At 69.0% G+C, this 13,992-nt stretch carries 14 protein-coding genes; 9 read left to right on the forward strand and 5 right to left on the reverse strand.

The genetic code is table 11. The features are described from left to right. Positions 1 to 103 precede the first annotated feature (103 nt). The 3 genes from AC07RV_RS05230 to AC07RV_RS05240 all read left to right on the forward strand — a co-directional run bounded on the left by AC07RV_RS05230 (position 104) and on the right by AC07RV_RS05240 (position 3,153). The gene (locus tag AC07RV_RS05230) at positions 104 to 928 is read left to right on the forward strand and encodes an AadA family aminoglycoside 3''-O-nucleotidyltransferase (RefSeq protein ID WP_296786032.1); all 825 of its coding nucleotides are present in this window, start codon (positions 104 to 106) and stop codon (positions 926 to 928) included. A 588-nt stretch (positions 929 to 1,516) separates the two neighbouring features. Beyond that, positions 1,517 to 2,665, forward strand: a complete 1,149-nt coding sequence (locus AC07RV_RS05235) for an ImmA/IrrE family metallo-endopeptidase (protein WP_296786035.1) — start codon at positions 1,517 to 1,519, stop codon at positions 2,663 to 2,665. Beyond that, complete coding sequence (locus AC07RV_RS05240) at positions 2,665 to 3,153, forward strand: DUF4411 family protein (protein ID WP_296786038.1); 489 nt, start codon at positions 2,665 to 2,667, stop codon at positions 3,151 to 3,153. The genes AC07RV_RS05235 and AC07RV_RS05240 overlap by 1 nt, the downstream gene beginning before the upstream one ends. Positions 3,154 to 3,249: 96 nt before the next feature. Here AC07RV_RS05240 and AC07RV_RS05245 read toward each other — a convergent pair whose 3' ends face one another. Then, positions 3,250 to 4,230 carry a LysR family transcriptional regulator gene (locus tag AC07RV_RS05245; protein ID WP_296786041.1) on the reverse strand — a complete coding sequence of 327 codons (981 nt, stop codon included), beginning with the start codon at positions 4,228 to 4,230 and terminating at the stop codon, positions 3,250 to 3,252. A 114-nt stretch (positions 4,231 to 4,344) separates the two neighbouring features. Here AC07RV_RS05245 and AC07RV_RS05250 point away from each other — a divergent pair, with 114 nt between their 5' ends. After that, positions 4,345 to 5,763: an aldehyde dehydrogenase family protein gene (locus tag AC07RV_RS05250; protein ID WP_296786044.1), complete on the forward strand. Its 1,419-nt coding sequence runs from the start codon at positions 4,345 to 4,347 to the stop codon at positions 5,761 to 5,763. Positions 5,764 to 5,778: 15 nt separating this feature from the next. Here AC07RV_RS05250 and AC07RV_RS05255 read toward each other — a convergent pair whose 3' ends face one another. Genes AC07RV_RS05255 through AC07RV_RS05270 form a run of 4 tightly spaced genes read right to left on the reverse strand, consistent with a single transcriptional unit; the run spans position 5,779 to position 9,094 of the window. Next, entirely contained in the window at positions 5,779 to 6,495 is a 717-nt protein-coding gene (locus AC07RV_RS05255; protein WP_296786047.1) for an ABC transporter ATP-binding protein, read from the reverse strand. Between the two features lie 3 nt (positions 6,496 to 6,498). After that, positions 6,499 to 7,257: an ABC transporter ATP-binding protein gene (locus AC07RV_RS05260; protein WP_057594135.1), complete on the reverse strand. Its 759-nt coding sequence runs from the start codon at positions 7,255 to 7,257 to the stop codon at positions 6,499 to 6,501. Continuing rightward, entirely contained in the window at positions 7,254 to 8,192 is a 939-nt protein-coding gene (locus tag AC07RV_RS05265; RefSeq protein WP_296786050.1) for a branched-chain amino acid ABC transporter permease, read from the reverse strand. The genes AC07RV_RS05260 and AC07RV_RS05265 overlap by 4 nt, the downstream gene beginning before the upstream one ends. Beyond that, the gene (locus AC07RV_RS05270) at positions 8,189 to 9,094 is read right to left on the reverse strand and encodes a branched-chain amino acid ABC transporter permease (RefSeq protein ID WP_256222704.1); all 906 of its coding nucleotides are present in this window, start codon (positions 9,092 to 9,094) and stop codon (positions 8,189 to 8,191) included. The genes AC07RV_RS05265 and AC07RV_RS05270 overlap by 4 nt, the downstream gene beginning before the upstream one ends. A gap of 137 nt (positions 9,095 to 9,231) precedes the next feature. Here AC07RV_RS05270 and AC07RV_RS05275 point away from each other — a divergent pair, with 137 nt between their 5' ends. The 5 genes from AC07RV_RS05275 (at position 9,232) to AC07RV_RS05295 (ending at position 13,980) form a co-directional block, all read left to right on the forward strand. Beyond that, the gene (locus tag AC07RV_RS05275) at positions 9,232 to 9,687 is read left to right on the forward strand and encodes a nuclear transport factor 2 family protein (protein ID WP_296786051.1); all 456 of its coding nucleotides are present in this window, start codon (positions 9,232 to 9,234) and stop codon (positions 9,685 to 9,687) included. A 13-nt stretch (positions 9,688 to 9,700) separates the two neighbouring features. Beyond that, positions 9,701 to 10,912 (forward strand): cytochrome P450, encoded by a 1,212-nt coding sequence (locus AC07RV_RS05280; protein ID WP_296786054.1) that lies wholly within the window; start codon positions 9,701 to 9,703, stop codon positions 10,910 to 10,912. Between the two features lie 125 nt (positions 10,913 to 11,037). Then, positions 11,038 to 12,168, forward strand: a complete 1,131-nt coding sequence (locus tag AC07RV_RS05285) for an ABC transporter substrate-binding protein (RefSeq protein WP_093347002.1) — start codon at positions 11,038 to 11,040, stop codon at positions 12,166 to 12,168. Between the two features lie 75 nt (positions 12,169 to 12,243). Beyond that, a complete protein-coding gene (locus AC07RV_RS05290) occupies positions 12,244 to 13,455 on the forward strand; it encodes an MFS transporter (protein WP_296786058.1) in 1,212 nt (403 codons plus the stop codon). Positions 13,456 to 13,545: 90 nt separating this feature from the next. Continuing rightward, a complete protein-coding gene (locus tag AC07RV_RS05295; RefSeq protein WP_296786061.1) occupies positions 13,546 to 13,980 on the forward strand; it encodes a hypothetical protein in 435 nt (144 codons plus the stop codon). Positions 13,981 to 13,992: the final 12 nt, after the last annotated feature.

Raw genomic sequence — 13,992 nt, forward strand, 5'->3', positions numbered from 1 at the left:
TCGGACAGAGGAATGCCCCTGGTACGGGCAGGTGCACGATTGCACGCAGGGGTGGAGGACGCTCGAATAGGCGCTTTGCCGCTCCACCCAGCCTCCTGCCCCGATGACCGCATTGCTTCCCATCGACATCGCACCGCAACTCTCGCTCTCGCGCGTCGTGCTCGAACGCCATCTGCCCGGCCGCATCGAATCCCTGCACCTGTTCGGCTCGGCCGTCGACGGCGGCCTCCAGCCCGAGAGCGACATCGACCTGCTGGTCTGCGTGACCGCTCCGCTGACGGCCGCGACCCGGCAAGCGCTGATGACCGATCTGCTTTCGGTGTCGGCCCCGCCCGGTACCGACGCGGCGCTGCGCCCGCTCGAGGTGACGATCGTCGTGCACGACGAGGTGCTGCCCTGGCGCTACCCGCCGCGGCGCGAGTTGCAGTTCGGCGAATGGCTGCGCGCCGCGTTGAAGGCCGGCGTCTTCGATGCGCCCGAGGTCGACCGCGACCTCGCGATCCTGCTGACCAAGGCCAGGCAGCACAGCGTCGCTCTGATCGGGCCGGTGGCCGAGACCTTGTTCGATCCGGTGCCCGCGAGCGATTTCGCACAGGCGCTGCACGACACCATCGGCATCTGGAACGAACCTTCGGACTGGGACGGCGACGAGCGCAACGTGGTGCTCGCGCTGGCGCGCATCTGGTTCAGTGCCGCGACCGGTGGCATTGCTTCGAAGGATGCGGCTGCGGTTTGGGTGATCGAACGGCTGCCTGATGAACTGCGGCCGTTGATGGCGCGGGCGAGAGAGGCTTATCTGGGGCAGGCGGCGGACGATCTGGCGTCGCGGCAGGGTGAGGTGGCGGCGTTCGTGGCGCATGCCAAGCAAGCTGTCGAACGGGCGTCGAGGTTACGCGCTTCACGTTGCGCGAGCTCTGCACAGGATTGAAAAATACCTGCTTCGCTCGTGACATTGAGACGAGGCACTATCGCAAACATTGCAGGAAACCAATGTCAATCCTCTGAACCTGCGATTTTCTGCGTCGGCGCGGCGGCCAATATGAGAGCTCCCAAACTATTAGGAGACAGCAATGCCGCAATACTGTGTAAATCGATCTGAACAGCCCAACGGCGATCATGAGGTTCACGCCGAAGGATGCAGATACTGGCCACATCCGAGCAACGTGCTCCCGCTGGGGTGGCATGCATCTTGTCAGCCTGCGGTTCAGGCGGCTCGTGTCTACTACCACCAAGTGAATGGCTGCCGCACTTGCTCTCTGCCTTGTCACACTCAATGAACTTGATACGCTAGCCAATCCGAAATGACCGCGCCAGATGCCGCGGTCATCTACGACTGCAAGATCAATTACGGCGGCGGCTGGTGCTGAAGGTGCGGACACAATCATCCACGTAGAGCGCACACGCCGTCCGGCCAAGCAGCGCCAGTCAGTCAGTTCTTCCGCCCGTCCGTCGGCGACAGGATGTTCCGAGACCCGGCACCAGCCTTCGCATGTTCGCCTTGCGATAAGCTCCATCCATGACCCGCGTCCCCGTTCAACCCGCTCTTTTCGTCTGGGCGCGCCAGCGCGCGCGGATGGACGAGGCCGTGTTGGCGGCGCGCTTTCCGCAGTTGCCGGGCTGGGAGGCAGGCGAGACACATCCGACACTGCGACAACTGGAACACTACGCCCAGGCCACTCACGCCCCGCTGGGCTATTTCTTCCTGCCGGCACCACCACAGGAAGCCCTTCCCATCCCGGATTTTCGGACCCTGCGTCAGGGCTTGCCCCGACTGAGCGCCGACCTGCTGGACGTTATCTACACCTGCCAGACACGGCAGACCTGGTATCGGGACGAGGCCGTCATCCATGGCGAGACCCCCCTGCCGTTCGTCGGAAGCGCAACGCTGGCCACCCCGGCGACAGAAGCCGCCCAACTCATTCGCCAGACCCTGGGCTTCAGCGTGGATGCGCGTCGCGAATGTCCGAGCTGGGCAGAGGCTCTGCGGTTGTTCATTGCGCAGGCCGAACAAGCCGGGGTGATGGTGATGGTCAGCGGCGTCGTGATGAACAACAACATGCGCCATCTGGACCCTCAGGAGTTTCGAGGTTTCGTGTTGGCAGATGCGCTCGCACCGCTCGTGTTCATCAACGGGGCCGACAGCAAGGCCGCGCAGATGTTCACGCTGGCGCATGAGTTGGCCCATCTGTGGCTGGGCCAAACCGCCCTGTCCGATGCTGCGATGGTCGAGACTTCCAATCACGCGATCGAGACCTGGTGCAATCGCGTGGCAGCCGAGTTGCTGGTTCCTCAGACCGAATTCCGCGCAGCGCTGCAACGTGACGAGGCACTGGATCTGGCCTTGCAGCGTCTGGCCCGGCATTTCAAGGTGAGCACGCTGGTGTTGCTGCGGCGCATGCTGGACGTGGGCTGGCTGGACAGGAATGCGTTCTGGGGCGCCTATCGCGCCGAGGAGGCACGCCTGAAGGCCTTGGCAATGCGCAATACCGGCGGCGGCGATTTTTACCGAACCACCGTTGCCCGCGTCAGCAAGCGCTTCGCGCAAACCTTGGTGGCCAGTACCCTGGAAGGACGCACGCTGTACCGCGATGCGTTCCGCATGCTCGGCATCGCCAAGCCAAGCACCTTCAACGAGCTGGGACGAACCTTGGGGTTCCCGACCTGATGGCCTACCTGCTCGACGCCAACGTCTTCATCCAGGCCAAGAACCTGCAATATGGTTTCGATTTCTGTCCCGCCTTTTGGGAATGGCTCACCAAGACGCATGGCGCAGGCAGGCTGTACAGCATTCGACAGGTAGGCGACGAGTTGACCGCAGGGGCCGACGAGTTGACGTCCTGGGCCGAAGCGCAGGGCGATGGATTCTTCGTACCGACCGATGCCGACGTGCTGGCGGCCGCTCCCGCTGTGAGTGGTTGGGTGGTCAGGCAGGGTTTCGATCCCGCGGCAGTCAGCACCTTCTTGCAGGTGGCGGACTTCTGGCTTGTCGCGGCGGCGCTGGCAGGCCGGCACACGGTGGTCACGCACGAGGTCGCGTCGCCGACACTCAAGCGCATCAAGATTCCCAATGTCTGCGTCGGGCTGGGCGTCGAGTTCATGAACCCCTACCAGATGCTGCGGAAGGAACAGGCACGCTTTGTCCTTGGCGGGTGAGGCCGCGCCCTTCACGCTCTCGTGCAATCACGTCCACGGCGGACTTCCAAGCATCCTCCCCGGAAGTCACCCCGCAAGTTGCAAATCACCCGCAGCTCACGGCCCGGGACGCCGTCCCGACTTCGCCCCGTCCCTCGAGGACTTTCGCTTCACCGGCCTTGCCCCGGCGTTTCGCTCCTCCTCTTTCGCCCGCAGCTCGTGCACCAAATCCACCAACGCTCGCAACGCCGCCGGCAGATGCCGATGCCCCGCGTAGTAAAGGCACAACCCCGGCACAGGCACCGTCCATTCATCGAGCACGCGCACCAGCCGCCCGCTCGCGAGGTCTTCCGCCACATACCACTCAGCCAACTGCGCCACGCCCACGCCTTGCCGCACCGCTTCCAGCATCAGCGTCGGCGCATCGAGCACCAGCGGCCCCGGCACATCGACAGTGAAAGGCTCGCCGCCCTGCGCGAACTCCCACGGTGAGGGCACGCCGCTCGGCAGGCGCGCGCGGATGCAGGCGTGTTGCATCAGGTCGGCGGGCACCTCGGGCCGGGGGCGGTTCGCGAAGTACTCGGCCGACGCCACCACGGCCATGCGCAGGCTGCCGCCGAGCGGCACGCGCACCATGTCGCGCGGCACCAGCGGCGCGAGGCGCAGGCCGGCGTCGAAGCCCTCGGCGACGATGTCGACCATGCGGCCCTCGGTGACGATGTCGACGGTCACGCCCGGATGACGGCGCAGGAACTCCGCGACGAGCGGCCGAAACACCATCAGCGCCGCGCCCAGCGCGCTGTTGATGCGCAGGGTGCCGCCCAGCGTGGCGCGGCGCTCGCCGACGCTGTCCATCGCATCGCGGATGTTCGTGACGGCCGGGCCGATCTGCGCGACGAACTGCCGGCCGGCTTCGGTCAGCGAGACGCTGCGCGTGGTGCGATGGAACAGCCGCGCGCCGAGCCGGGCCTCGAGGCTCGACACGGCATTGCTGACGGCGGTGGTCGACATCTCGAGCTCCACCGCCGCGGCGCGAAAGCCCTGCCGCCGCGCGACGGCCAACACCACCTCGAGTTCGATCAGGCCGCTCTTGTGCATTGTTCCGATTTTCTGGATGAGTCATCTCATTTTGATCGGATTCTCAAAACGATGTCGGATTCCTAGACTGCCTTCAACGCCGCCACCCAGCGGCACAAACCAGGAGTCAGCACCATGTGGAACATCGACAAGGCCTACATCGACGGCGCCTTCGTGCCCGTGCAGGGCACCGAGGTCGTGGAGATCGCCAACCCCGCGACCGAACAGCGCATCGGCAGCGCGACGCTCGCCAACCGCGACGACGCGAAGCGCGCGATCGCGGCCGCGCAGCGCGCCCAGCCCGCGCTGGCCGCCACCGGCAAGGCCGAGCGCATCGAGATGCTCGAGCGGCTGCGCACCGCCGTGCTCGCGCGCACCGACGCGATCCGCGACGCGACCATCGAGGAGTACGGCGGCCCGCTCGCGCGCGCGCAGTGGGTCAGCGACTACGCCTCGCAATGCTTCGCCAACGCGGCACGCACGCTCGAGGCCTTCGAGTTCACGCGCCGCGTGGGCGACTCCACGGTGACGATGGCGCCGGTCGGCGTGGCCGGGCTGATCGCGCCGTGGAACAGCGTCGCCGGCTCGGTCTGCAGCAAGCTCGCCTCGGCGATCGCGGCGGGCTGCGCGTCGGTCATCAAGCCCAGCGAGCTGGGGCCGATCCAGGCCCAGGTGGTGACCGAGGCGCTGCACGACGCGGGCCTGCCCGCGGGCGCGTTCAATGTGCTGCTCGGCCGCGGCGCGGACGTGGGCGACGAGATCGCCACCCATCCCGGCATCGCGAAGCTGTCGTTCACGGGCTCGACGCCCACCGGCAAGCTGATCGCGCGCGCCGCGCTCGACACCATGAAGCGCGTAAGCCTCGCGCTCACCGGCAAGTCGGCCTCGATCGTGCTCGACGACGCCGACTTCGCGCGCGCGCTGCCGCTGGCGCTGAATGCGGCCTTCATGAACAACGGCCAGGCCTGCGTGGCGGGCACGCGGCTCCTGATCCCGCGTGCGCGCATGCCCGAAGCAATCGAACGCATCGCCGCCGTCGCAACAGCGTTGCGCGTGGGCGATCCGCGCGATCCGGCCACTGCGATCGGACCACTGTTGAACGCGGCCCAGTTCGAGCGCATCCAGCGCTTCATCCGGCGCGGCAAGGAACAGGGCGCGACGCTCGTAGCCGGCGGCGAGGGCAGGCCCGACGGGCTGTCGCGCGGCTGGTACGTCAGGCCCACGGTGTTCGCCGATGTGCGCAACGACATGGACATCGCGCGCGAGGAGATCTTCGGGCCGGTGCTGTCGGTGCTCGGTTACGAAGGCGAGGACGAGGCCGTAGCGATCGCGAATGACTCGCCCTACGGACTGCAGGCCTACGTGTTCTCCTCCGATGCGCAACGCGCCGGCCGCGTCGCCGAACGCCTGGAGGCCGGCACGGTGCTCGTCAACCGCATCGCGCCCGACCTGCTCGCGCCCTTCGGCGGGGTCAAGCAGTCGGGCCTCGGCCGGGAGTTCGGGGTGTTCGGGCTCGAGGCATTCCTCGAGCCGAAGACGGTCACCACCGCCTGATCCCGAGCGCGTCGATCAGGCGATCAATCCCGCCCGCCCGAAGTAGTGGTCCGCAATCACCGGATCGTTCGCCAGCTCTCTCGCCATGCCCTCGTGCACGATGCGCCCCTGCTCGAGCACCGCGGCACGGTGCGCGGTCTGCAGCGCGAGGCGCGCGTTCTGCTCCACCAGCAGGATGGTCATGCCCTCGCGGTTGAGCTGCACCAGCGCGCGGAACACCTCCTTGATGATCACGGGCGCGAGCCCGAGGCTGGGCTCGTCGAGCATCAGCACGCGCGGGCGCGCCATCAGCGCGCGGCCGATCGCGAGCATCTGCTGCTGGCCGCCCGACAGCGAGCCCGAGAGCTGGTGGCGCCGGTCCTTGAGTACCGGGAACAGCGCGTGCACGCGCTCCAGGTCCTGCGCGTCGCTGCCGCGCACGCCGGCGGCCTGGCGGCCTAGCTCGAGGTTCTCGGCCACCGACAAGGGCGCGATCACGCGCCGGCCCTCGGGCACCTGGATGATGCCGGCGCGCGAGCGCAGGTGCGCGGGCATGCGGCCCAGCGGCTGGCCCTCGAAGCGGATCTCGCCGCCCGTGGGCACGAGGCCCGAGAGCGCGTTCACCAGGCTCGACTTGCCGGCGCCGTTGGGGCCGATCAGCGCGAAGATCTCGCCCTGCTTCACATGGAGGCTCACGCCGCGCAGCGCCTGGATGCCGCGGTAGTGGACGTCGAGGTTTCGGATCTCGAGCATGGTTCAGGCCCCCAGATAGGCTTCGACGACCTTCGGGTCGCGACCCACCGCCTCGGGCAGGCCGTCGGCGATCAGCCGGCCCGAGGCCAGCACGTACAGGTGCGAGCACAGCGACATGACGAAGCGCATGTTGTGCTCGATCAGCAGCACCGCCACGCCACTCGCGGCCACGTTGCGGAAGATGCCGGCGAGGCTCTCGGCCTCGGCGTCGTTCATGCCGGCCACGGGCTCGTCGAGCAGCAGCAGCTTCGGGCTGGTGGCCAGCGCGCGCATCATCTCGATGCGCCGCTGATGGCCGTACGAGAGGCTGCCCGCGCGGTGCTCGGCCAGCGCGGCCATGCCGAAGCGCTCGAGCAGTTCCATCGCGCGCGCATCGAGCTCGCGCGCCTCGGCGCGCGCCGACGGCAGGCCCAGCAGGTTGGCCCACAGGCCGGACTTCTCGTGCCGATGGAAGCCCGCCACCACGTTCTCGCGCACGCTCGCGTCGGGCACCAGCCGGATGTTCTGGAAGGTGCGCGCCACGCCGGCGCGCGCGAGCGCCGGCGCCTCGTCGCGCGACACGTCGCGGCCCTCGAGCAGCACCCGGCCCGCGGTCAGGTGCAGCAGCCCGGTGATCAGGTTGACCACCGTGGTCTTACCCGCGCCATTGGGGCCGATCAGGCCGGTGATCTGGCCGGCCGGCACCTGCAGGCTCAGGCCGTCGACGGCCGGCACGCCGCCGAAATGGCGGGCCACGCCTTCGAGAACCAGGGTCGCGGTCATGGGCGCACGCCTCCTTCGATCGATGTCTTGACGATGGGTGCCTTGGGCACCGCCGGTGCCGCGGGCGCGCGCGGCGCATGGCCCGCCTGGCGCCGCAGCCGGCGGTCGTGCAGCAGCGCGATCGCGGTGTCGGCCACGCCGCGCGGCAGGTAGACGATCACCAGCATCAGCAGGATGCCCTGCACCACGTTGCGGTAGTCGGCGAACACGCGGAACAGCTCGGGCAGGGTGGTGAGAATCGCCGCGCCCACGAGCGCGCCCCACACCGAGGTGCGCCCGCCGAGCACCACCATCGCGAGCACCGCCACCAGCATGCCGAAGCCGAACTCGCCGGGCGTGATGGCATAGCTGCTCGAAGCCTGCAGCGCGCCGCCCAGGCCCGCGAGCAGGCCCGAAAGGATGAAGGCGATGCGCTGGTGGTAGGGCACGGAGATGCCGAGCGACACGGCCACGGTCTCGTCCTCGCGGATCACGTCCATCGCGCGGCCGATGCTGTGGCGGCCCATCGCGGCCAGCAGCACCACCACCGCGACCACGATCAGCAGCAGCTCGCCGGTGCCGGCCACCTTCGGGATGCCGCTGATGCCGATCGCGCCGTTGGTGACACTGGTCCAGTTCTGCGTGGCAGACAGCACGATCTGCACCATGGCCAGGGTGGCGACCGCCTGGAACACGCCGCGCAGCCGCGACAGCGGAAAGGCCAGCACCGCGCTCGCCACGCCGCCGAGCGCGGTGCCCGCGGCGATCGCCGCCAGCGGCGGCCAGCCGGCCTTGACCACCAGCAGCGCGCAGCCATAGGCGCCGATGGCGGCGAAACCCGCACTGCCGAGCGAGAACACGCCCGCGCGCAGCACCACGTACTGGCTCATCGCGAGCATCGCGTAGACCAGGATGTGGTCGAACAGCGACTGGTAGGTGTAGAAGAAGTTCATCATGCGCGTTGCACCCGCATGGCGGCGGACGATTGACCGAACAGGCCGGTGGGCCGGACCAGGATGACGACGAACAGCGCGGTGAAGACGATCGCCTCCGCCACGCCCGAGGAGACGTAGGCCACCGCGAGCGTCTGCACGATGCCGATCGCGAGCCCGGCGATCAGCGCGCCCGGAATGCTGCCGAGCCCGCCGAGGATGATGATCACGAAGGCGCGCAGCAACAGCGGCTCGCCCATCGCGAAGTGCACCGAGTTGAAGACCAGCCCGATCAGCACGCCGGCCATGCCCGCGAGCGCGCCCGAGATCAGGAACACCTGCATGTTCACCGGCCCGGGGTTGATGCCCAGCAAGCGCGAGGTCTGCTCCGAATAGGCCACGCAACGGATGCGCTGGCCGAAGCCGGTGCGGTAGAGGTACCAGACCAGGCCGAACACCATCGCCACCACCAGCGCCACGATCACCAGCTGCAGCAGCTGCACGCGCACGCCGCCGATGGTGTAGATGACCACCGGGAAGGCATCGAAGGGAAAGCGCATCACGGCCGTGTTCGACAGCTTCTGCGCCAGCGCCAGCAGCACCAGGTCGGCGCCGATCGAGGACACGATGGCCGAGAACTCCGGCGCGCCGCGGCGGCGCAGCGGCCGGAACGCGAACAGGTCGAGCGCCACCGACACCAGCCCGCCCGCGAGCATGCCGATCAGCAGGGCCACGTAGATCGGCGCGTCGAGCACCGTGACCGCGTACAGGCCCGCGAACGCGCCCCACATGAACACCGAGCCGTGGGCCATGTTCATGATGTGGTTGACCCCGAACAGAAGGGTAAACCCGAGCGCGAACAGCGCATAGACGCTGCCCACGACCACGCCATTGAGTAGTTGTTGCATCAGCATGGCGGCGATCATCGGAATGCGGCCCTTGGTTGTATGTCCCCTTGCGGTGGTACGGGTGCGCCCGGGGCCGCCGTCCCCCGCATGGGGACAGACGCGCGCGGCGCGCCTGCGGACACTGGGCGCAGCACTGTGCCGACCCTGGAGACCCCATGCGCTTTCCGCAACTGCCCGTCGAGGACGAGCTCGAGATCCGTTCCCTGTTCGCCCGCTATGGCCACCTGGCCGACGCCGGCGATCCCGACTTCGCCCAGCTGTTCACCGAGGACGCCAGCTGGACCCGCGCCAACTCGCCACCGGCTTCGCAGGGCGGCAGCGGCCTGCCGCCCGAAACCATCCACGGCCGCGACCATCTGCTCGCACTGATGGAAGAGGTGATGAAGAAGAAGTTCAGGCAGCGCATGCACCACCAGATGACCGACTTCTACGCGGTGCCCGGCGAAGGCGCCGACGAGGCCCACGGCCATGCGCGCGCGCTCATCACCGACTGGCGCGACGGCCCCGGCAAGATCGCGATGTTCGGCAAGTACGACCTGCGCTTCCGGCGCACCGGCGAGGGCTGGCGCATCGCCGACATGACCGTGCGCGTGCTGCCGAGCGCGGATTGAGGAGAACCGACCCATGAACGCCACCGCCACCCTGTCGATCCCCGACGCACCGGTCCTCGACGAGGATCCGTTCTCCGACGCGAACATCGCCGATCCCTATCCGCTGTTCGACCGCATGCGCGAGATGGCCCCCGCGGTCTACGTCGCGCCGCATGGCTACTACGCCGTCACGCGCCATGCCGAGGCCGGCATCGTCGCGAGCGACTTCGAGCGCTTCACGGTCGAGGGCGGCGTGGGCATGAGCGACATCCGCAAGCCCGGCGCCTGGCGCACGCGCAGCCCGATCTCGGAGATCGACCCGCCCGAGCACACGCGCGTGCGCGCCGCGCTGCAGCGCATCCTTTCGCCGCTGGTCGTGAAGAGCTGGAAGGAGAAGTTCGCGCAGCGCGCCGAGGAGATCGCCGAGGCCGCGGTGGCGCGCGGCCGCGTCGACGGCGTGGCCGACATCACCGAGGCCTACGTGCTCGAGGTGTTCCCGGCCGTGCTCGGCATCGCGGTGCCGCCCGAGCGCATCAAGCTCACGGGCGAGCTCAACTTCAACCAGCTCGGGCCGAACAACGAGCGCGTGGCGCAGGCGCTCGAGCGTGCCGCGCCGATCATGGACTGGTACCAGCAGGTGCTGCAGCGCGAGCACACGCTGCCCGGCGGCTTCGCCGAGAAGATCTACGAGGCCGAGGACGCGGGCCATTTCGACAAGGGCACGGCGCCGCTGCAGGTGCGCTCCTTCTTCCGCGCCGGCGTCGACACCACCATCGCCGGCATCGGATCGACGCTCAAGCTGCTGGCCGAGCATCCCGACCAGTTCGCGCTCGTGAAGGCCAATCCGGCGCTCATCAAGGGGGCGTTCGAGGAGGCGCTGCGCCTGGAGTCGCCGGCGCAGGTAATGTTCCGCACCACCACGGGCGAGGTCGAGCTCGGCGGCGTGCGGCTGCGCGCCGACACCAAGGTCGGCTACCACATGGGCGCCGCCAACCGCGACCCGCGCCAGTGGCCCGACCCCGCGCGCTTCGACGTCACGCGCCAGACCGCGGGCGTGCACCGCGCCTTCGGCGTGGGCGCGCACGTGTGCATCGGCCAGATGATCTCGCGGCTCGAGGCCGAGAGCATCCTCGGCGCGCTGGTGCGGCGCGTGAAGCGCATCGAGCCCGCGGGCGCATCGCGCTGGCGGCCGGTCAACACGCTGCGCACGCTCGACGTGCTGCCGCTGCAGCTGGTGGCCGAATAGCCTCGGCACCGCTTCGGGTCGGTCCGTCCCCTGCGATGGGGACTGACGCAACCCGGATGCATGAAGACACTGCCATGGCCCCCTGAGAAAAACCGCGCACCTTCGCGCGCCCTTGGAGACACACCATGACCATGCATCGCAGAGCCGCCGTCGCCGGCGCGCTGCTTCTCGCCTTCAGCGGCCTCGCCTTCGGGCAGGGCAAGGAGATTCCCGTCGGCGTGTTCAACGCCATGACCGGCACCTACGCCTTCGGCGGCGTGCCGATCCAGAACGCCATGAAGCTCGCGCTGGAGGAAGCCAACGCGCAGGGGCTGCCCGGCGGCAACAAGTTCAGGATCGTCGAGGGCGACACCGCGGGCGACAAGGGCCAGGTCATCAACCTCGTCAACCAGTTCGGCAAGCGCGACAACGTGATGCTGATCCTCGGCCCCACGGTCAGCGCCGAGGCCCTGGCCGGCGCGCCGGTGGCCAACGACCTCAAGCTGCCGATCCTCGCCATCGGCAGCTCGCCCGGCATCCTCGCCACCGGCCCCTGGGCGTTCAAGATCCAGGCCACGCCGACCGACATCATGGGCTTCCTCGGCAAGCTGGCTTCGGAGAAGCTCGGCGTGAAGCGCGTGGTGCTGCTGCACGACCAGAGCAGCGACGGCTACATCGGCCAGAAGAACGCGCTGGCCGACTACTTCACCAAGGCCGGCGTCACCATCGCGGCCGACGAGAAGTTCATCTCCTCCGACTCGAATTTCCTCGCGCTCGCGACCAAGGTCGCGACCACGCCCACCGACGCCATCTTCATCGCCGCGCCGGCCGAGGTCTCGGCCAACCTGATCCTGCAGATCCGCCAGGCCGGGCTCGAATCGAAGGTCAAGTTCATCGGCCCGTCGACGCTGGGCTCGGCCGGCTTCATCAAGGCCGGCGGCAAGGCGGTCGAGGGCACCTACTTCGTGTCGGACTATTCGCCGAACAATCCCTCGCCGATGAACCAGGCCTTCGTGAAGGCCTACCAGGCCAAGTACAAGGCCGCGCCCGACAACTGGGCCGGCATGGGCTATGCGTTGGGCCAGGTCGCGGTGCAGGCGGTGAAGAACGCCGGCCCGAACCCCGACCGCACGAAGATCCGCGACGAGCTCGCGAAGCTCAACAAGGTGCCGATGGTGCTGGGCAACGGCACCTGGAGCGTGGACGCGGGGCGCAACCCGAGCTATGGCGGCGTGCTGCTGCAGGTGAAGGGCGGGGAGTTCGTGGCGGTGCAGTGATCGCCTGAGCGGGGGACGGCAAGCGCGGACGCCGGGCTTGCCGCACAATGCGCCGTCCTTTCGACGCCCCCGGCCATGCCCCTTCCCAAGACCGGCCTGCTCGCGCAGGTCTCCGCCGCCCACCTCGTCAGCCACCTGCACATCATGGCGCTGCCCGCGCTGCTGCCGGTGTTGCCCGGCGCGTGGGGCCTGAGCTTCGTCGAGCTCGGCCTCGCGCTCAGCGTGTTCAACGTGGTGTCGGCGCTGGTGCAGGCGCCGCTGGGCTTCGCGGTCGACCGCTTCGGCGCGCGGCGCCTGCTGATGGCCGGCCTGCTGCTGGGCAGCGCGGCCTTCGGCTCGCTCGCGTTCTCGGGCCACTACGCCTGGCTGCTCGCCGCGATGGCGCTGGCGGGCATCGCCAACGGGGTCTACCACCCGGCCGACTACGCGATGCTCTCCGCTGGCATCGACAGCGCGCGCATGGGCAAGGCCTTCTCGGTCCACACCTTCGCGGGTTTCGTCGGCGGCGCCATCGCGCCGGCCCTGCTGATGGGCATCGCCAGCACACTGGGCGTGCGCTGGGCCTTCGCCGCCACCGGCCTCGCGGGGCTGCTGGCCTGGGTCTTCCTGTTCGCGGGCGAGAAGCCGGCCCTTGCCGCGCGGCCTGCGAACAAGCCGAAGACCACGGCCGGCAATGGAGCGGGCGTTCGCATCCTCACGCCCGCGATCCTCACGCTGACCCTGCTCTATGTGCTGCTGAGCCTCAGCACGAACTCGATCGGCAGCTTCTCGGTGTCGGCGCTGGTCGGCGGCTACGGCGTGAACCTCACCTGGGCCAATGCGGCGGTCACGGCCTTCCTGTTCGCCAGTGCCTTCGGCGTGCTGGCCGGCGGCGCGCTGGCCGACCGCACGCGCCGCCACGGCCTGGTGGCGGCCGTCGCGTTCGCGGGCGCGGCCGTGCTCGCGGCGCTCGCGGCCTGGGGCCGGCTGCCCGATCTCGCGCTCGTGCTGTGCCTGGGCGCCACCGGCTTCCTGACCGGGGTGATCACGCCCTCGCGCGACATGCTCGTGCGCGCCGCCGCACCGCCCGGCGCCGAAGGCCGCGCCTTCGGCATCGTCTCCACGGGCTTCAACATCGGCGGCGCGGTGGGCCCGATGCTGTTCGGCTGGCTGCTCGACCGCGGCCATTTCAGCGGCATCTTCTGGGCCGCGGTGGTCTTCATGGCGCTGACCGTGATGCTGACCCTGCTGCAGGAGCACCGCGCCGCGCGCGCGCCGCGGCCGCTCTCTCGCCCCGCCGCGGGTTGAGGAAGACGGGGCGGCGACCGACACGCCCTTGCCGCGCGGCTGGGCACACTCGGTCATCGACACCACACGGGCGCACCGGCGCTCCACCGCATGCTGAGCTACGCAATCCAGAAGGTCGGCGACGACTTCCAGCAGACCCACCCGCAGGGCGAGACCACGCTCGTCGGCTTCATGGCCGCGATCGATGCCCATCCGTGGCAGGAACAGCACCGCGAATGGAACGAGCAGCAGGACGGCCCGCTGCCCGCGCTGGTGCTGCGCAATGAGGTCGACCAGCGCGAGCTGTGGGTCACGCTGCTGGGCGACGGTACCGACCGGCGCGGCGAATACCAGCTGCAGTCGGTGGCGATGCGCCCGCGCAAGGGTTTCTTCGGCAAGGGCAAGCTCGAACAGGACGTCGCGGTGTTCGAGACCCGCGACCGCGGCGAGCTCGACCGGCTCTGCGAGCTGTTCTGCGACGGGCAGTACGAGGCCTTCGATCGCGAAGCGGGGCGGATGGCGGCGCGCGAGGACGGCAGCGATTGATTCGCCGCGCCC

Source organism: Variovorax sp. GW821-FHT09B01, from assembly GCF_059418345.1.